At 63.6% G+C, this 17,583-nt stretch carries 16 protein-coding genes, 1 tRNA gene and 1 pseudogene; 13 read left to right on the top strand and 5 right to left on the bottom strand.

All coding sequences use genetic code 11. The features are described from left to right. The first annotated feature begins 44 nt into the window (after nt 1–44). The 7 genes from fabF to LR961_RS13940 all read left to right on the top strand — a co-directional run bounded on the left by fabF (nt 45) and on the right by LR961_RS13940 (nt 6,978). Nucleotides 45–1,307, top strand: a complete 1,263-nt coding sequence (fabF, locus tag LR961_RS13970) for a beta-ketoacyl-ACP synthase II (protein WP_232150493.1) — start codon at nt 45–47, stop codon at nt 1,305–1,307. Nucleotides 1,308–1,526: 219 nt separating this feature from the next. Beyond that, complete coding sequence (locus LR961_RS13965; RefSeq protein ID WP_232150491.1) at nt 1,527–2,882, top strand: aminodeoxychorismate synthase component I; 1,356 nt, start codon at nt 1,527–1,529, stop codon at nt 2,880–2,882. Nucleotides 2,883–2,952: 70 nt separating this feature from the next. Beyond that, nucleotides 2,953–4,011 carry an endolytic transglycosylase MltG gene (gene mltG / locus LR961_RS13960; protein WP_232150489.1) on the top strand — a complete coding sequence of 353 codons (1,059 nt, stop codon included), beginning with the start codon at nt 2,953–2,955 and terminating at the stop codon, nt 4,009–4,011. 16 nt (nt 4,012–4,027) lie between these two features. Continuing rightward, nucleotides 4,028–4,987, top strand: a complete 960-nt coding sequence (locus LR961_RS13955) for a DNA polymerase III subunit delta' (RefSeq protein WP_232150487.1) — start codon at nt 4,028–4,030, stop codon at nt 4,985–4,987. After that, nucleotides 4,984–5,337 (top strand): PilZ domain-containing protein, encoded by a 354-nt coding sequence (locus LR961_RS13950; protein ID WP_232150485.1) that lies wholly within the window; start codon nt 4,984–4,986, stop codon nt 5,335–5,337. The genes LR961_RS13955 and LR961_RS13950 overlap by 4 nt, the downstream gene beginning before the upstream one ends. A 62-nt stretch (nt 5,338–5,399) precedes the next feature. Further along, nucleotides 5,400–5,474: transfer RNA gene (locus LR961_RS13945), tRNA-Val, on the top strand. 223 nt (nt 5,475–5,697) lie between these two features. Then, a complete protein-coding gene (locus tag LR961_RS13940; RefSeq protein WP_232150483.1) occupies nt 5,698–6,978 on the top strand; it encodes a hypothetical protein in 1,281 nt (426 codons plus the stop codon). A gap of 252 nt (nt 6,979–7,230) precedes the next feature. Here the strand turns inward: LR961_RS13940 and LR961_RS13935 are convergent, their stop codons facing one another. The 3 genes from LR961_RS13935 to LR961_RS13925 all read right to left on the bottom strand — a co-directional run bounded on the left by LR961_RS13935 (nt 7,231) and on the right by LR961_RS13925 (nt 10,723). Further along, nucleotides 7,231–7,413, bottom strand: coding sequence for a hypothetical protein (locus LR961_RS13935; RefSeq protein WP_232150482.1), 183 nt, complete (start codon nt 7,411–7,413; stop codon nt 7,231–7,233). After that, entirely contained in the window at nt 7,410–8,546 is a 1,137-nt protein-coding gene (locus LR961_RS13930; protein WP_232150480.1) for a PepSY-associated TM helix domain-containing protein, read from the bottom strand. The genes LR961_RS13935 and LR961_RS13930 overlap by 4 nt, the downstream gene beginning before the upstream one ends. Before the next feature lie 77 nt (nt 8,547–8,623). Next, nucleotides 8,624–10,723 (bottom strand): TonB-dependent siderophore receptor, encoded by a 2,100-nt coding sequence (locus tag LR961_RS13925; protein ID WP_232150478.1) that lies wholly within the window; start codon nt 10,721–10,723, stop codon nt 8,624–8,626. Nucleotides 10,724–11,289: 566 nt separating this feature from the next. Here LR961_RS13925 and LR961_RS13920 point away from each other — a divergent pair. Beyond that, nucleotides 11,290–11,592: a hypothetical protein gene (locus tag LR961_RS13920; protein WP_232150476.1), complete on the top strand. Its 303-nt coding sequence runs from the start codon at nt 11,290–11,292 to the stop codon at nt 11,590–11,592. A gap of 166 nt (nt 11,593–11,758) precedes the next feature. Here the strand turns inward: LR961_RS13920 and LR961_RS13915 are convergent, their stop codons facing one another. Further along, a complete protein-coding gene (locus LR961_RS13915) occupies nt 11,759–12,721 on the bottom strand; it encodes a helix-turn-helix domain-containing protein (RefSeq protein WP_232150474.1) in 963 nt (320 codons plus the stop codon). A 95-nt stretch (nt 12,722–12,816) separates the two neighbouring features. On the opposite strand from LR961_RS13915, the gene LR961_RS13910 reads away from it, so the two are divergent. Continuing rightward, nucleotides 12,817–13,272, top strand: a complete 456-nt coding sequence (locus LR961_RS13910) for a tautomerase family protein (protein ID WP_232150472.1) — start codon at nt 12,817–12,819, stop codon at nt 13,270–13,272. A gap of 119 nt (nt 13,273–13,391) precedes the next feature. Here LR961_RS13910 and LR961_RS13905 read toward each other — a convergent pair. Next, nucleotides 13,392–13,688, bottom strand: a pseudogene (locus tag LR961_RS13905) (helix-turn-helix domain-containing protein); the annotation flags it as partial. A 464-nt stretch (nt 13,689–14,152) separates the two neighbouring features. On the opposite strand from LR961_RS13905, the gene tssB reads away from it, so the two are divergent. The 4 genes from tssB to LR961_RS13885 all read left to right on the top strand — a co-directional run bounded on the left by tssB (nt 14,153) and on the right by LR961_RS13885 (nt 17,573). Further along, a complete protein-coding gene (gene tssB, locus LR961_RS13900; protein ID WP_232150470.1) occupies nt 14,153–14,659 on the top strand; it encodes a type VI secretion system contractile sheath small subunit in 507 nt (168 codons plus the stop codon). A 3-nt stretch (nt 14,660–14,662) separates the two neighbouring features. Beyond that, nucleotides 14,663–16,153 (top strand): type VI secretion system contractile sheath large subunit, encoded by a 1,491-nt coding sequence (gene tssC, locus LR961_RS13895; protein ID WP_232150468.1) that lies wholly within the window; start codon nt 14,663–14,665, stop codon nt 16,151–16,153. A gap of 86 nt (nt 16,154–16,239) precedes the next feature. After that, nucleotides 16,240–16,743: a type VI secretion system tube protein Hcp gene (locus LR961_RS13890; protein ID WP_232150466.1), complete on the top strand. Its 504-nt coding sequence runs from the start codon at nt 16,240–16,242 to the stop codon at nt 16,741–16,743. Between the two features lie 5 nt (nt 16,744–16,748). Beyond that, entirely contained in the window at nt 16,749–17,573 is an 825-nt protein-coding gene (locus LR961_RS13885; protein WP_232150464.1) for a type VI secretion system accessory protein TagJ, read from the top strand. Nucleotides 17,574–17,583 lie beyond the last annotated feature (10 nt).

Raw genomic sequence — 17,583 nt, 5'->3', positions numbered from 1 at the left:
TTTCACCGCTTCAACCCCCGTGAATGGGGCCAGGAGAATCCGCAATGAGTCGTCGCGTCGTCGTTACCGGCATGGGCATGGTGTCGCCGCTGGGCAATGATCTGGCCAGCAGCTGGGAAGGCATCATCAATGGCCGCTCGGGCATTGGCCCGCTGACGAACGTTGCAGATGCCTATCTGGAACGTTTCACCACCAAGATCGCAGGTGAGGTCAAGGATTTCGACATCACCGCCGACAATCCGTTGTTCGGCAAATTCCGGGTCAGTGGCAAGGATGCCAAGAAGATGGACCCGTTCATCCATTACGGCCTGGGTGCCGCCTTCATGGCGCTGCACGACTCGGGCCTGGAAATCACCGACGCCAATGCCGACCGCATCGGTGCCATCGTCGGTGCGGGCATCGGCGGCCTGCTGGGTATCGAAGAGCAGACCATCGAGTTCCATGAGGGCAAGAAGATCTCGCCCTTCTACGTGCCCAAGACCATCATCAACATGCTGCCGGGCCAGCTGAGCATCATCGCCGGGCTGAAGGGCCCGTCGTTCTCGGCGGTGTCGGCCTGCGCCACGTCCAACCACTCCATTGGTACGGCGATGCGCATGATCCAGTACGGCGATGCCGACGTGATGGTTGCCGGTGGCGCCGAGCGTGGCTCTTCGCCGACCGCACTGGGTGGCTTCTGCGCGATGAAGGCCATGTCCACCCGCAACGATGATCCGACCAAGGCGTCGCGTCCGTGGGACAAGGGTCGTGACGGCTTCGTGCTGGGCGACGGTGCCGGCATCCTGATCCTGGAAGAATACGAGCACGCCAAGGCGCGCGGCGCACGCATCTACTGCGAGCTGGCCGGCTTCGGCGCAAGCTCGGACGCGTACCACATGACCGCACCGAGCGAGAACGGCGAAGGCGCCGCTCGCTGCATGGTCGCGGCGATGAAGGACGCGGGCGTCACTCCGGAGCAGGTGGGCTACCTCAACGCACACGGCACCTCCACGCCGCTGGGCGACCTGGGCGAGACCATGGCGATGAAGACCGCCTTCGGTGAGCACGCCTACAAGATGCTGGTCAGCTCCACCAAGTCGATGACCGGCCACCTGCTCGGCGCGGCCGGCGGTGTGGAAGCCATCTTCTCGGTGATGGCGCTGGAAACCGGCATCATCCCGCCGACGATCAATCTGGAAGACCCGAGCGAAGGCTGCGACCTGGATTACGTGCCGAACGTGGCGCGCAAGGCGCAGGTGGATGTGGTGATGTCCAACGGCTTCGGCTTCGGCGGCACCAACGGCACGCTGGTGTTCAAGCGCATCTAAGGGTTCGTCGCTCTTGCTTGAGCCCCTCTCCCGCAGGCGGGAGAGGGGTTGGGGTGAGGGCAGAGCGAAGCGGAGTTGGTGAGCTGTCGAGTTGTTGAAAGCACCCAACGTTTGTTCTTTCCGCTTTGAAAGCTTCCCCTCATCCGCCCTTTGGGCACCTTCTCCCGCAAGCGTGAGAAGGGAGCCACGAGTTTCTCACGACTCTTCCCCGGGCCTACGATGCACTTCCTTCCCCTGCACGCCGACACCGACCTGCTGGCGCTGCACCGGCTTGCGCCGCATCGCTACCCCGTACTGCTGGAATCCACCGCTGCCGGCAAGCAGGGCCAGTGGGACATGCTGCTGATTGCCGATGGCGGCCAGCTGCGGCTTGACGCCCATGGGCACGTACATCGCGAGGACGGCACGCCGGTGGAAGGTGACTTCCTGGACGTGCTGGATCGCGAATGGCAATCGCTGCGCCTGGCGCGCAATCCGCTTGAAGCCGACATCCCGTTCCGTGGCGGTTGGGCGTTGCTGCTCGATTACGAACTGGCCGGGCAGATCGAACCGATATTGAACCTGCCACAGCGGACCGACGGCCTGCCGTCGGCCATCGCGCTGCGCTGCCCGGCGGCGGTGTTGCGCGAGCGCGACAGCGGCCGCTGCGTCGCGGTGGCTGAAGATGACCACGCAGATCTGCTCGCGCAGCTTCAGCACGACATCAGCGACGCCGCGCAACTCCCGGCATTGCCGCACTGGCAGCCGCCGCATGCAATTGACGAAGATGATGGTCAGCGTTTCACCGATGGCGTGCAGCGGGTGATCGATTACCTGTGCGCCGGCGATGTGTTCCAGGTGAATCTGTCACGCCGCTGGCAGGCGCACTTCGACGCGCCATTGGCGCCCGAAGCGCTGTACGCACGGTTGCGCAAAGCCAACCCGGCACCGTTCGCCGGACTGTTCAATGCGGCCGGGCGTGCGGTAGTGAGTTCCTCGCCGGAGCGGCTGGTATCGGTCAGTGGCGACCTGGTGCAGACCCGGCCGATTGCCGGCACCCGCCCGCGCTTTGACGGTGACGACGATGCTGCGCGCATCCAGGAACTGGTCGGCCATCCGAAGGAGCGTGCCGAGCACGTGATGCTGATCGACCTGGAGCGCAACGACCTGGGCCGCATCGCCGCACCGGGCACGGTTGAGGTTGATGAGCTGATGACGGTGGAAAGCTACGCCCACGTGCATCACATCGTCAGCAACGTGCGTGCACGGCTGCGGCCAGACGTGACGCCGGGCGAGGTGATCGCCGCCACGTTCCCGGGCGGCACCATCACCGGCTGCCCCAAGGTGCGCTGCATGGAAATCATCGCCGAACTGGAACAGACCGCACGCGGCGCCTACACCGGCGCATTCGGCTGGCTGAACCGTGACGGCGACATGGACCTGAACATCCTGATCCGCACCGCCGAAGTACAGGGCGCGGTGGCGACGTTCCGTACCGGTGCCGGCATCGTGGTGGATTCGGATCCGGTCAAGGAACTGGACGAAACCCGCGCCAAGGCGCGCGGTCTGTTGCGGGCGCTGGAACCGCAACAATGAACGCGCCGCTTGGCCGGTGTTCGCGGTGGCGCGGTATCCTGCGCACCGGTTCTATTCAAGCGGAGTGAGCATGGCGGGTGCGAAACGCGGATGTCTGGCAGTGCTTGCGGTAGTGGTTCTGCTGGTGGCATTGGCCGGGGTGGGCGCATTTGCGCTGTGGCAGCGCCTTGGCAGCTTCGCTTCCACGCCTGTGACGCCGGACCAGGCCAGCATCACCATCGCCCCGGGCGATTCGTTCAGCACCGTGCTTGGCAAGCTGCGTGCGGCCGGCATCGACGAAGGCCGCGATGTGCAATGGCAGCTGCTGGCACGCCAGCTCGATGCGGCGGGCAAGCTCAAAGTGGGCGAGTACGCGCTGGAGCCGGCTCCCACGCCGCGCGAACTGCTGCGCAACATGCGCCAGGGCAAGGTGCTGCAATACCGGGTAACGATCGTTGAAGGCTGGAATATCCGCCAGCTGCGTGCCGCGCTGAACCGGGCGCAGCCGCTGCTGCACAAGACCGCCGAATTGAGCGATACCGAGTTGATGGCTGCGCTTGGTTTCCCGGAGCAGCATCCGGAAGGGCGCTTCCTGCCGGAAACCTACATCTACCAGCGTGGCGACAGTGACCTGGATGTGCTCAAGCGCGCGCATGCGGCGATGGAAAAGGAACTGGCTGCTGCGTGGGCATCGCGTGCCGACGACCTGCCGCTGACCTCGCCGTATGAACTGCTGATCCTGGCCTCGATCATCGAGAAGGAAACCGGCCTTGCCAGCGAGCGCCCGCAGATTGCCGGCGTGTTCATGCGCCGCCTGAAAATGGGCATGCGCCTGCAGACCGATCCGACCGTGATCTACGGCATCGGCAGTGCTTATGACGGCAATATCCGTCGCAGCCATCTGACCACCGACACGCCGTACAACACGTATACCCGCGCCGGTCTGACGCCGACGCCGATCGCCATGCCCGGCCGCGATGCGCTGCATGCCGCCGCGCAGCCGGCACCGGGCAATGCGCTGTACTTCGTCGCAGTGGGCGATGGCAGCGGCGCGCATGAATTTTCGGCCACGCTGAGCGATCACAACGCGGCCGTCGCGCGTTATCTGCAGCGCTTGCGCCAGTCCCGCAGCCAGGCGGTGCAGCAGTGAACCGGGAGTACCGCGCATGAGTGATGCATTCGCACCCTGGCAGCAACGGGCCTATGAGCAGGCCGTCGCTGCGCTGGACGCCGGGCGCCTGGGCCATGGCCTGTTGATCTGCGGGCCGGCCGGCATGGGCAAGCGCGCGGTCGCGCTGAAGCTGGCCGCGCACGTGCTGAACCACGGCGTGGATGCAGCCGGCCGCCAGCGCAACGCGCAGCTGATTGCCGCAGGCACCCATCCGGACCTGCTGTTGACCTCGTTCATCCCCAACAAGACCGGCGACAAGCTGCGCACCGAGATCGTGATCGAACAGGTGCGCGATATTTCGCAGAAGCTGGCGCTCACCCCGCAGTACGGCGTGGCCCAGGTGGTCATCGTCGACCCGGCGGACGCAATCAACCGCTCCGCCTGCAACGCGCTGCTCAAGACCCTGGAAGAACCCTCGCCGGGCCGCTATCTGTGGCTGATCAGCTCCGACCCCGTGCGTTTGCCGCAGACCATCCGCAGCCGCTGCCAGCGCCTGGAATTCCGCCTGCCGCCGCGCGAGGAAGCAATGGCCTGGCTGCAGGCCCGCGGCTACACCGAAGGCGTGGCCCGTGAAGCGCTGGATGCCACCCGTGGCCATCCGGCGCTGGCCGATGCCTGGCTGCAGGGCGAGGGCATGGCGCTGCGCCGGCAGGTGGCCAGCGAGCTGGAGCAGCTGGTGTCGGGCAAGCTGGGCAGCGTGGAGCTGGCCCAGCGCTGGACCGGCGACGAGCACGCCGACCTGCGCCTGCGTCATGCCGCCGATCTGGCCCTGAAGAAGGCAGCCGACGGCTTGACCGATTCCTCGCGATTGAACAAGCTGGCCGCCTGGTTCGACGCCGCCAATCGCACCCGCGACCTGCTGCGCACCACCGTTCGCGCCGACCTGGCCGTGGTGGAACTGCTGCTGGCCTGGGGCGCCGCCAACCAGGTGCAATCCAAGGGGACTAATCGATGAGTGCGATGAACGCGCGCCAGGGCATCCTGTCCCTGGCGGTGAAGGACAAGGCAGCGCTGTACAGCGCCTACATGCCGTTTGTGAAGAATGGCGGTGTCTTCGTACCCACGCCCAAGCGCTATTTCCTCGGCGACGAGGTGTTCCTGCTGATGACCTTGCCCGACTCCAACGAGCGCCTGCCCATCGCCGGCAAGGTGGTCTGGGTGACGCCGCTGGGCGCCCAGGGCAACCGCCAGGCCGGCATCGGCGTGCAGCTGGCCGATGGTGCTGATGGCGAGGCAATCCGCAACAAGATCGAGACCCTGCTGGCGGGCACGTCCGGCTCGGACAAGCCCACCCAGACGATGTGAAGAAGTTTGTGAAAACCGTTGACGTGTCCGCTCAGCTCCCTATAATGAGCGGCTCGCAACACGGGCGGTTAGCTCAGCGGTAGAGCATTGCCTTCACACGGCAAGGGTCGCAGGTTCGAACCCTGCACCGCCCACCATAAAAATCAAAGTGTTGCAGAAGAACCGGCGAAAGCCGGTTTTTTGTAGGTGCGTGATAAGTGCCATTGGTATTGGTCATTAGGATGTTGGCCTACAGGGGGCTAGATGCTGTCCTTCGCTACTGATTTTCCGGTTTCTTTCGGTGCCACCAGTTCGGATTTCATGGATGCAGTGCGGCAGTAGATCTCCGGCTCTCCGCACAACGTCCTAACGAGCGAAGACTTGGCTGTCCTCAATGCCCACGGGCGGGCTTCATCAGAACGAGGGCGGGCAAAGCTCGACTCCCTGCGGTTTGTTGACTCTGCAGTGGACAGTGGAGCGATCCGTTACGTCGTCCAAGATGGAGTGCTCCAGTGGATGACATTAGCTACTTTCTCAAAGCGCACCGCCGACAGCTGGGTTTCTGTTCGAACTCTCTGCGAGTCACGGCACCCAGCCGCGGTGCTGCCGTCCGGCAAAAAGCCTTTGCTGGTCAAGCAACTACTCGAGCATCTTGGGGGGGGCGATGACAATGGGCTTGTTTTGGGGAAGCCCATAAGTTTGACTAACGCGGACATGGCCCTTGCTATTGACCTGATAGCAGGAAAGGCGGGAAATCGTCTGCCTATCGTTTACGTAAGCGCACCCTCTTCGAATAAGCACTTTGTTCGTATTGGCAACCTTAGTCATAAGCTTGCTGGAATGGCGCACTTAGTGGTCGAGCCAAGCCGGTCTTTCTCTTGGCGACTACGTGACCAGGTCAACTCAGAGAATGTCTACGGTGGGGCAGTAGGCATTTATTGGCCTGATAGTGGTGGTCGTAGGTCTCAGTTCCGTCGAGGGGACTTCTCGTCGATAAATGAGATGGAGTCAGCGATTGAGGAGGAAGTTCGGGCAGCCCTCATCAACCGGCGGCCACTAGATCGTTGCACATTCTCCTCCGTCGATTCAGCCATCTCGCGTAGTGAAATCGAGCACTACAAAAAGGAAGGCAATAAGGGATTTGATGAATATGCTGCGCATTTCGACGTTGAGTTGCTAGCTAAGGATGAGAGTCTCGAAAGCGCAGAGCGTGAAATCGCTCGTCTTAAGGCCGAGATCAGGGAGCATGAGCGAATTCGAGCAATGCAAGGTGGGGTTTCATTCTCAGTCGGACAAGAAGCAGACTTGTACGCTGGGGAGATACTGGATGTTGTGCTTGGAGCTGTTCAGGCAGAGGTCGGGCGGGCGATTCAGGGGACCCGGCGGCGACACATTGTGGAGGCCATCTTGGAATCCAATAAGGTTGTTGGAATGGCTCCCCGTAGTCGCGAGAAAATCAAGGAAGCGCTGCGCGACTACCGGAGTTTAGATAAGAAGACGATCGCGATTCTAGAAGAGTTAGGCTTCGTTGTTGAGAAGGGTAATCATCCGCGGATAGTGTTTCAGGGCGATGAGCGATATGCGTTCGTCTTGCCTGGCACTGGTGGTGATTGGCGTGGTGGAATGAATGCTGCTTCGGATTTGGCAAACCTCGTATTCTAGACTTCCCACTTCGTAGGGTGACGACAGCTTTTTTGAAGAACAGGGGTCGAAGAACAGGAACGAAGAACAGGGGTCAGAGTCGAGTTTTAACAAGGACCTGACTCTGCTCACTGTCTTTCAGGTTCAATACCTGTAACTCCCACCATTCAAATCGGAGTGTTGTAGAAGAACCGGCGAATGCCGGTTTTTTCGTATGCGGGCTGTAGGTTGTTTCTGCTTGGCTTCGGTGCGATATGGCGGCCAGCTACGCACTCACCGCGTCCGCTTGACCCACGCACGAATCAGCAGCGCCACCAACGCGCTGAACACCAGCCACGAGATCACGTCGAATACGCCGTCGCCGATCAGCGCGCTGACCAGGCCGAGCAGGCTGGCGGCGGCGATCCATGCCGGGGCGGCGAAGGGATTGCGTGGTGCGGGCGCGGGTTTGCTCATGCGCTGGCTCCGGTCTGCGCGGCGCGCTCGAGTTCGGTGATGCGTGCTTCGGTGCTGCCGCGTTTCACCCATAGATACAGGCCGCTGATCAGCACCGCGATGGTGAGTAGATCAAGCAACGCCCACAGGATTTTCAGCGGCAGGTGGCCGTAGTCGCCGAAGTGCAGTGGCTGGCTGAGCAGCAGCACGCTCATGTAGACCGGCAGCTGTGGTTGCGCGGTGAGTGCGCCGGTCTGTGCGTCGATCAACACCGGGCGGTACAGGCGCTCGGTCAGCGGGGTGTTGCCCTGCATGAAGACGCCGTAGTGGTGGTCGCCGCTGTAGCCGGTGCCGGGGAAGCTGACGAAAGCCGGACGCATACCGGGTGCGGCGGCGCGTGCGGTGTCCACGGCGGCCTGCAGTGAAGCCAGCTGGGTGGGGCGTGGCTGGCCGGCGTAGCGTGCGGCGAACTCGCCGAGCTGCTCGGTCTGCCAGGCCTGTTCGAGTGGCTTGGCGATGGTGTTGATGGCGCCGGTGATGCCGACCACCAGCGCCCAGCCGAAGGTGACGATGCCGAGCACGTTGTGCAGGTCCAGCCACGCCAAACGCCGGCTGCGGCCGGTGCGCAGGGTGCCGAATGGCTGGCGGCGCATGAAAGGCCCATACAACACCAGCCCGGAGATGATCGCCACGGCGAACAGCAGCGCCATCGTGCCCATGAACAGCATGCCGGGCAGGCCAAGGAACAGGTCGGTATGCAGGCGGTAGAGGAAGAACATCACGCCTTCGTTGAACTGCGCGGCCGGTAGCACGTCGCCGCTGACTGCATGCAGCAGTGCGGTGTGCATCTGCGGCGGTGGCGTATCCGGGCGCGCGCCGGTGTTGACGTACACCGTGGGTGCATCCGGGTCCCAGCCGACGAAGAGCGGTACGTCGCCGGGATATTCGGCCAGTGCGCTGCGCACTTGTGCATCCAGGTCGCGCGGTGTGGCGTCGGGTGCGACGGCGGCGACTTCGGGTTCACTGAGGTGGGCGATTTCTTCGCCGAATACCAACGGCAGCCCGGTCAGGCACAGCAGCAACAGGAACAGGGTGCAGACCAGGCTGGTCCACTTGTGCACCAGGAACCAGGCTTTGAGGGTCGAACGTTGCATGGGGTTCCCTGGCGATGGCTGGAGACGATGCGATGACCGGCCCGGTCAGCGTGATGCCGACCGGGCCGGGTGAAACGTCAGAACCGGTAGCTGATCGTGCCGGTCACGGTACGCGGATTGCCGCTGAAGCAGTCGCCGAAGTTGCGGCAGGGTGCGAAGTACTGCTTGTTGGACAGGTTGGTGATGTTCAACGCCATGGTCCAATCGGTGACCTGCACTTCCATCAGCGCATCGACCAGCGTGTAGCTCGGCGTGCGGATGAAACCGCCGTAGCCCAGCGACTGGGTGTTGCCGACGTAGCGGCCACCCACGCCCACGCGCAGGCGCGCATCGTCGTCGAGCTGGAAGCCCTTGGCCACCCACAGCGAGGACAGTTCCTGCGGCGTGTCGTTGAGGCGCTGGTCCACTTCCATGGCGAAGTTGCTCTTGGTCACTTCGGCCTTGTTGTGTGCATACGCGGCGGTGACGGTCAGGTCGTTGGCGAAGGAGAACTGGCCTTCCAGTTCCACGCCCTTGGACTGGATCTCACCGGTCTGCACCACGTTGAGCACGTTGTCCGGATCGTTGGTCTGACGGTTGGTTTCGGTGATGCGGTAGACCGAGGCGGTGACCAGCATGTTGCGCGCCGGCTGCCACTTCACACCGGCCTCGCTCTGACGGCCCTGCATCGGCTTGAACGCGCGGCCGTACAGATCCTGGCCGGTGACCGGCAGGAACGATTCGCTGTAGCTGATGTACGGCGAGAAGCCTGCACCGATCTCACCGATCAAGCCGGCACGATAGGTGGTGGCGTTGTCGGTCTGGCTGGGCAGGCCTTCGGTCTTGCTGCGTGCGTGGTCGCGGCGTGCACCGAGTACCAGCGACACGCGATCGGCCCAGCGGATCTGATCCTGCACGTATACGCCCAACTGGGTGTTACGCTGCGTGGGCAGGCGGTTCCAGCCATTGACGGTGACGCCGCCGGAGACCGGCGCGTAGATGTCGATCGGCGTGGCGGTGGCATCGACGCTGGATGATTCCTCGCGGTAATCGTTGTAGTCCACGCCGGCCAGCAGCAGGTGCTGGAACGCGCCGGTGGCGAAGTCGAACTGCAGTGCGGTGTCGCTGGTCAGCACACGTACGTCGGGCTTGATGCCGTAGGCGTTGCGGGCGAGGACGCGGCCATCGGCATCGATGAAGGGGTTGGTCGGGTTGCTGTAGCTGTCCGGGAACAATTCCTGGAAGGTGGTCTTGCCGTCCAGGTAACGTACCGACGCACGCAGGCTGATGCTGTCGTTGAAGGCGTGGTCGAACAGTGCCGAGAGGCTGTACACGCGCGAATCAAGCTTGTCGAAATCCGGGTCGCCGAGGAAGGTTGACGGGTCCAGGCTCGGACGCCCGGCCGGTGCATTCAAGGTGGCGGCAACCGGCAGGAACTGCTGGCTGGAGGCGGTCTGGTCGCGCTGGTAGCTGGCCAGCACGGTGAGGTTGCTGCGCTCGCCGCGCCAGCTGATCGACGGCGCGATGTAGATGCGGTCATCGTCGACGAAATCGGTCTGCATGCCAGCGTCGCGGACCACGCCGACCACGCGCCCGGCAACGGTGCCGGCATCATTGAGCACGCCACCGACATCGCCCTGGAACTGCTTGCGGTCGAAGTTGCCAAGCTGCACGCCGACCTCACCACCGATGTCACCAAAAGTGGGGCGCTTGGTCATCGCATTGATGATGCCGCCGGTGGCGCCGGCGCCGTACAGCACCGAGGACGGGCCGCGCAGCACTTCCACGCGCTCAAGGCCGTAGACCTCGGTGCGTGCCATCGGGCTGAAGCCGTAGCTGCGACGCATGCCGTCCAGGTACTGCACCGGGTCCAGGCCGCGCACGGTGCTGCCGTCGCTGCGCGTGTCCAGGCCCCAGGCATCGGCGGTGACGCCAGCGCTGTAGCGCAGGGTTTCCTGCAGGTTGTGGGCGTCACGGTCGGTGAACAGGCTGTTGGTGACCACGCTGATCGCCTGCGGCGTCTGGGTCAGCGGGGTGTCGGTCTTGGTGGCGGTGCTGGCACGCTCGGCGATCACGCTGACGGCGTCGAGGGTGCGGGCTTCGGGCGAGTCCTGCGCCTGGGCGAGCGGGGCGGCCAGCGCGGTTGCGATGGCAAGGGCGAGCAGCATGGGGCGGCGGGGCGGCAGTGAAGCGGGCATCGGGGGTGGTCCGGCAATGACAATGATGGCGGATTATCCTGATGCGTTAATGCGAATACAAACGATTATCAGCAATGGCGCTTATTGATCCCGCTGGTGGTGTGGCCGAGCCGGGGGGGCGGCCGGGCCGGCTGTGGGCAGGAGCGGGGGCAGCGTTGAGTCATTACGAACCAGGCACAGGGCACTGTTCTTGTGGAACTGACCGTGGCCAGAGAAGCTGCGGCCGGCAGGACTTCGTGGCTGTTGTTCGTGCCGAGCATGGCTCGGCGCTACTGGCGGCGCTGAGACACGTGGGTTAGGCGAAACGGGAGAGCCTGGTCCTGGGCTGTCCTGGTTGTATCCAATGCCGCCACCCTGAACTCGCGCCGGCACCTGCTACATTCGGCTGGCTCAATCGCCGGGGGATGGATATGAGGGCAATCGCACTGACGGCGCTGCTCCTGCTTGCCGCTCACGCAGCCGCATCGGATGAACATCCCCCCGTGCAGTTGTTGCGGTCTTTGCCGCCGTGCGTATCGGAGCGGCTTGGGCAGGTTTCGATCGCGCTGGGGACCAGGGAGCCCAACATGCGGACTGGCATGGCGCCACTTCCGGTCAGCTATCAGCAAGCGTTCGAGCAACTACTGAAGGCGGCAAGCGCGAGAGGCGGGGAGGCGATTGTCCTGCGCGGGCATGAAGCGCAGTTCTTTACGAAGGGCGCGCGAATCGCGCGGCGTCCAACATTCCTTGAGCTGAGAGGAAGCGTTGTGAATCTCCAGGCGCATGGCCAGGGCTGCAACCTCGTCGAACTTGATCCGGTTGAATTTGAGCACGAAGCACTCGCTCGCGAGGGCGAAAGCCTGGAGCATTCAACGGGAGTGGCATTCTAGGGCTCGTTCCTGCGCGGGGCGGAGGCGATTCTGCGTCGGGGTAGCGTTTCATGCACCAGCGGGCCTGCCGTTGCGCGATCCGTGAAACCTGCGGTGATTGGCACGGTTCATCGCGTGCTGCATTGAAGGGCGGCCACTGCCGGGCATGGCTCGGCACTACCGCTGCTCAACGCCGGATCTGGCTTGGGGTTACGTTCAATCGTCGGCGCAGCAGGCGTCGAAGCGTCGCCGGATCACCAAGCCCCACCTGCGATGCGACTTCTTCCACCGACAGCTTGCTGTTTTCAAGCAACGCGCGTGCCTTGTTCACGCGTACTGACTGGATCAGGTGCTGCGGGCCGTAGCCCAGTTCCTTGCTGACCAGACGCGACAAGGTACGCGTGGACATGTTCGCCTGCGCGGCCAGCGTGGCCACCGACACCGGAGCGGGCAGCGCGCTTGTGATGTGTGTGGTGAGCTTGGCGATCAGCTTGCTCTCCGGCGCCATCAACGCCGGCGACATGTAAGGCGATTGCAGGCGCCGGCGCTCCACCAGCAGTGCCTGGCCGATGGCCGTGGTCAGGCGTTCGCCGAAGCGTTGGCGGATCAGGTGCAGCAGCAGGTCCATATGCGCCAGTGCAGCGCCGGCGGTGATGATCGGGCCGTCTTCGTGGACCATCCGCTCCGGTTCGACCTGTGCCAGTGGGGCCATGCGGCGCAGCGTGGAAGCGAGCCACCAGGTTGTGGTGACACGGCGTCCGTCGATCAGGCCGGCGTTGTTGAGCACGAACACCGCAGAACACGACGCCGCGACGACGCCTCCCTTGTTCGCATGGCGACGCAATGCGGCGGCCAACGGCGCCATGTCCGCGTGTGCCAGGCGTGATTCAAGCTGCGCGGCGTCGTCCACGGCCAGCCCCGGCACGATCCAGCAACCCAGGCCCGCCGATGCAGCGCTCAGTCGCTGGGCTGGCAATTGCATGCCGTTGGCCAGTTGCACGGGCCGCGCCGACAGGCCGCAGACCCGCCAGCGCGGTGCGGCGAGCCCCAGCCGCGGCGCGAGTTTGGCGGCGGTGGAGAGCACGTCCATCGTAAGGGTCACGCTGGAACTGAAGGCGCCATCCGGCACTACGAGGGTGAAATCATGCATTGGCCGATTTTGCACGAATGATGTCATCTCGGCCACTTTCCGGCCGCAACGCTCCGGGCTTCAATCAAGGGGCCTTCAATCCAGGAACAAGGGTCATGCCCACCATTTTCATCAAGACTCCTTCCGGCGCCTTGAGCGCGGAGCAACGCGAGCGGTTGCTGGTCGCCGTGAATCAGGCGGCCACGCAATGCAGCGGACTCGGTTCGGATCCTCGGCAACGGGCCTTGTGCGGGGTGATTGCAGAGGAGGTGCCGGCATCGCAGTGGCGCTGTGGCGGCAGCGATGACTTCAGCCGGCTTGTGCCGTGTTTCGTGCAGGTGCTGGTGCCGGCCGGCGTGCTCGACGATCAGCGTCGTGCCAACTACGCCGCCGCCATCCATCAGGCGATGACCGACGCGGTTGGCTTGCCGCATACGCGGATGCTGGCGACCTCGATCATCGTCAGCGATGTAGAGGATGGCGCGTGGGCGGTAAACGGTCAGCTGTGGAAACTGCCGACGTTCATTGCCGCCGCCGGATACGCGCATCTGCAACAGCCGGTGTGCGTGTGATCGTGTGATGCCTTGACGGGCAGGGCGGTCATCGCCCTGTCACGAGCAGAGAAAGATCATCGCCGACCTCGTAACACCGCGACCACGGCAGCGGCTGATTCCTTCGCGCGCTCTTACGAACGGCAGCTGCGCCGCCAGTGTGCTGGTGACATGCCGAAGCGTGCCTGGAACGATCGCTGGAATTGACGCTCGGATGCAAAGCCAACTTCGTACAGCAACCAGGTGAGGCTGCACGTCGGATCGCGTTGCAGATGCCGGTATGCAAGCTGCAGACGCCGCTCGCGGATGTAGTTGGATACGCCGCCAAGCAGCTGGAAACGGCGGTACAACGTGGCGCGCGAAAGATTGAATCGCTCGCGAATCATGCGTTCGTCAAGCTCGCATTCGCCAAGGTGCACGTCGATGTAATCGAGCACGCAGCTCATCCACTCTTCTTCCGTCACCACTGCATCCTGCTTGAAGGATGCAGCGGTGCGGCATGCGTGCGTGGAGCGAAGGTCAGCAGCCAGCGGGCCGGCCACGGAGGCAGCAAAGGCGTTGCGCATTGAGGTGAGCATCGGCCCACAGTTCGGGGCCTGTCATATACAAAAACCGTGGAAAGCAGGAATAGAACATCACGACTCGGTCACAAAAAATGATGTTGAGCAGCTGAGACGAATTGTCGCGTGCGCGATGCCTGCGCGTTCCTAGACTTCAGCGACATCGAAACCCGATGCTGCGGCGATATGCCGAATGGATCGGGTGGCGATGCGCGATTCAATCACCGGCAGCGCATCGCGCATGGCGGGGGGGCAGGACGAAGACGTGGCTGCAGCAGTGCCGGCATGTCATCGGCAGGCGCCTTCGCGCCGGACCTGGATGCTCAAACCGGAGGCCAACCATGGCAAACAGCCAGAAATTCATAGCGCGCAATCGCGCACCACGCGTGCAGATCGAATACGACGTTGAGTTGTACGGCGCACAGAAGAAAGTGCAGCTGCCGTTCGTGATGGGTGTCATGTCCGACCTGTCCGGTGCCAATGCGGGCGAGTTGCCGGCACTGGAAGAGCGCAAGGCGCTCGAGATCGACGTGGACAACTTCGACAGCCGCCTGCAGTCGATGCGCCCACGCGCAGCGTTCTCGGTGCCCAACACGCTGACCGGTGAGGGCAGCCTCAACGTCGATATCACCTTTGAAAGCATGGACGACTTCTCGCCTGCGGCCGTTGCCCGCAAGGTGGCGCCGTTGGCCAAGCTGCTGGAAGCACGCACCGCGCTGGCCAATCTGGACACCTACATGGACGGCAAGGCCGGCGCCGAGGAACTGATCGCACAGGTGATGCGCGATCCGGCGCTGTTGCAGGCGCTGGCATCCGCACCCAAGCCCGACGCGCCGGAACAGGAGTAAGTCATGAGCACCGAACAACTGGCTGAAACCGGCAGCGTTGCCACGCTGGAAGAAGGCGATTTTGCCGCGCTTCTGAGCAGGGAATTCAAGCCGAAGAGCGAGCGCGCGAAGGAAGAAGTCACCTCGGCCGTGCGCACCCTGGCCGAGCAGGTGCTCAGCCGCGCCGACATCGTTGGCGATGATGTGTCGCAGACGCTGAAGGCCTACATCGCCGAGATCGACAAGAAGCTCACCGAGCAGCTCAACGTGATCATGCACCAGGCCGAGTTCCAGCAGCTGGAAAGCGCCTGGCGTGGCCTGCACTACCTGGTCAACAACACCGAGACCGACACCCAGCTCAAGGTGCGTGTGTTGAACATCTCCAAGAAGGAGCTGGGCAAGACGCTCAAGCGCTACAAGGGCACGGCGTGGGACCAGAGCCCGATCTTCAAGAAGGTGTACGAGCAGGAATACGGCCAGCTGGGCGGTGAGCCTTATGGCTGTCTGGTTGGTGATTACTACTTCGACAACAGCCCGCCCGACGTGGAACTGCTGGCCGGCATCGCGCAGGTTGCTTCGGCCGCGCACGCTCCGTTCATTGCTGCCGCCGCGCCGAAGCTGATGGGCATGGACAGCTGGAATGAGCTGGCCAATCCGCGTGACCTGGCCAAGATCTTCTCCACGCCCGACTACGCGGCTTGGCGTTCGCTGCGCGATTCGGACGACTCCAAGTACATCGGCCTGGCAATGCCGCGCACGCTTTCGCGCCTGCCGTACGGCGCCGACACCAACCCGGTGGACGAGTTCGATTTCGAAGAAGACACCGCCGGTGCCGATTCGTCCAAGTACACCTGGCAGAACGCGGCCTATGCGATGGCAGTGAACATCAACCGTTCGTTCAAGCAGTACGGTTGGTGCTCGCGCATCCGTGGCATCGAGTCCGGTGGCGCGGTGGAGGGCCTGCCCACGCATACCTTCCCCACCGACGACGGCGGCGTGGACATGAAGTGCCCGACCGAAGTGGCCATCACCGACCGTCGTTCGGCGGAGCTGGACAAGATGGGCCTGATGCCGCTGGTGCATCGCAAGAACTCGGACATGGCCGCTTTCATCAGCGCGCAGTCCCTGAACAAGCCGGCCGAGTACGACAACCCGGAAGCCACCGCCAACGCTGCGTTGGCTGCGCGCCTGCCGTACATGTTTGCCTGCAACCGCTTCGCGCATTACCTCAAGTGCATCGTGCGCGACAAGATCGGCTCGTTCTCCAGCCGTGAGCAGATGCAGACGTGGTTGGGCAAGTGGATTCTCAACTACGTCGATGGCGATCCGGCCAACTCCAGCGAGGAGTACAAGGCCAGCCATCCGCTGGCAGCGGCTGAAGTGGTGGTGGAGGAAGTGGAAGGTGCGCCGGGTTACTACACCTCCAAGTTCTTCCTCAAGCCGCATTACCAACTGGAAGGGCTGACGGTTTCGTTGCGGCTGGTGTCGCGCCTGCCGTCACAGGCCAAGGCCTGATCCACGGTTCCAGATATGCCGGCCGCCCCGAGGTGGCCGGTGCTTTCCGTCTGCTTGTGTATTTCCAAACTTGAAGGAGTTGTTCCATGGCTTTTGACATGCATCTGAAGTTCAAGGGTGGCTCGGTCACCATCGAAGGTGGCTCCACCCACGCCAAGCACAAGGGCGAGATCCCGGTGCTTGCCTGGTCCTGGGGTGTCAGCAACAGCGGCGACCTGCACAGCGGCGGTGTCAGCTCCGGTGGCAAGGCGCACATCCAGGACATTTCGCTCACCAAGTACGTGGACAAGAGCTCCAACGCCATCCTGCAGGCCGCCTGTACCGGTGCGCGCCTGGAAGAGGCGTGGCTGTACGTGACCAACGCAACCGGTGAGCAGACCGACTACGTGGTCATCCACCTGTCCAACGGTGTACTCGTCACCTCGGTGTCGACCGGCGGTTCCGGTGGCGAAGATCGCCTGACCGAGAACATCACGTTGCACTTCGGCAAGTTCCAGTACGGGTTCCAGCCGCAGACTCCGGACGGCAAGGCCGATGGTGGTCAGAAGACCTTCACGTACGACATGCAGGCCGTGGCCAAGGCGCCCTGATCGGCATGAGCATCCAACTGACTTCCGGCCCGGTTGCCACAACCGCCAACGAGGCGGCTGCGCTGTTGCGTGCCGGGCAGTTGGATCAGGCATTGCAGGCGCTGACCGCACGCGTGCGGTCAGCGCCGGGCGATGCCAACGAGCGGGTGTTCATGTTCCAGATGCTGGCCGTGCTCGGGCAATGGGGCCGGGCGGGCGAGCAACTGCGTACGGCGGTACAGCTGGACCCGAGCCTGGCCTTGCTTGCCACCACGTGCGAGGTGCTGCTGCGTGCCGAAGACGAGCGTGCAGCGGTGTTCGCCGGGCAGAATCTGCCGCATGTGCTGGGCTCGCCGGAGCCGTGGTTGGCGCTGTTGTTGCAGGCGCTGCAACTCGAACAGCAAGGCCAACCGGATGCCGCCGCCGCGTTGCGAGAGCAGGCGCTGGAGCAGGCGCCGGCGGTGCCGGGCACGCTCGACGGAACTGCATTTGACTGGCTGGGCGACGCCGATTCACGTTTTGGGCCCTGCCTGGAAGTGATCAGTCACAGCGGCTATGCGTGGGTGCCGATGGCGCAGCTGCGTGAGTTGCGCATCGATGCGCCTGGTGATCTGCGCGACACGGTGTGGCTGCCTGGCGAACTGGTCTGGGCCAACGGTGCGCAGACGGTTGTCTTCCTTCCGGTGCGCTATCCCGGCAGTGAAGGCGCTGGCGAGGACGCGCTGAAACTGGCCCGGCGCACCGAATGGGACGACGCCGGGCATGGCGTCGGGCAGCGCATGTTTGCCACCGATGGCGGCGAGCATGCGTTGTTGAACACGCGCGTCATCACGTTTGACGCTGCGGCGTGACGGTGGCCGC

This window comes from Stenotrophomonas sp. SY1 (assembly GCF_021202945.1).
GTDB lineage: Bacteria > Pseudomonadota > Gammaproteobacteria > Xanthomonadales > Xanthomonadaceae > Stenotrophomonas.
The sequence above is the reverse complement of the archived record's forward strand: the minus strand, read 5'-3'. Positions and strand labels throughout refer to the sequence as shown.

Coding starts and splice junctions, on each gene's coding strand:
- mltG (WP_232150489.1), top strand. CDS start 2,953: ATGGCGGGTGCGAAACGCGGATGTCTGGCAGTGCTTGCGGTAGTGGTT.
- tssC (WP_232150468.1), top strand. CDS start 14,663: ATGAGCACCGAACAACTGGCTGAAACCGGCAGCGTTGCCACGCTGGAA.
- LR961_RS13965 (WP_232150491.1), top strand. CDS start 1,527: ATGCACTTCCTTCCCCTGCACGCCGACACCGACCTGCTGGCGCTGCAC.
- LR961_RS13910 (WP_232150472.1), top strand. CDS start 12,817: ATGCCCACCATTTTCATCAAGACTCCTTCCGGCGCCTTGAGCGCGGAG.
- LR961_RS13950 (WP_232150485.1), top strand. CDS start 4,984: ATGAGTGCGATGAACGCGCGCCAGGGCATCCTGTCCCTGGCGGTGAAG.
- fabF (WP_232150493.1), top strand. CDS start 45: ATGAGTCGTCGCGTCGTCGTTACCGGCATGGGCATGGTGTCGCCGCTG.
- LR961_RS13890 (WP_232150466.1), top strand. CDS start 16,240: ATGGCTTTTGACATGCATCTGAAGTTCAAGGGTGGCTCGGTCACCATC.
- LR961_RS13885 (WP_232150464.1), top strand. CDS start 16,749: ATGAGCATCCAACTGACTTCCGGCCCGGTTGCCACAACCGCCAACGAG.
- LR961_RS13955 (WP_232150487.1), top strand. CDS start 4,028: ATGAGTGATGCATTCGCACCCTGGCAGCAACGGGCCTATGAGCAGGCC.
- LR961_RS13920 (WP_232150476.1), top strand. CDS start 11,290: ATGCGGACTGGCATGGCGCCACTTCCGGTCAGCTATCAGCAAGCGTTC.
- tssB (WP_232150470.1), top strand. CDS start 14,153: ATGGCAAACAGCCAGAAATTCATAGCGCGCAATCGCGCACCACGCGTG.
- LR961_RS13935 (WP_232150482.1), bottom strand. CDS start 7,413: ATGAGCAAACCCGCGCCCGCACCACGCAATCCCTTCGCCGCCCCGGCA.
- LR961_RS13925 (WP_232150478.1), bottom strand. CDS start 10,723: ATGCCCGCTTCACTGCCGCCCCGCCGCCCCATGCTGCTCGCCCTTGCC.
- LR961_RS13930 (WP_232150480.1), bottom strand. CDS start 8,546: ATGCAACGTTCGACCCTCAAAGCCTGGTTCCTGGTGCACAAGTGGACC.
- LR961_RS13915 (WP_232150474.1), bottom strand. CDS start 12,721: ATGCATGATTTCACCCTCGTAGTGCCGGATGGCGCCTTCAGTTCCAGC.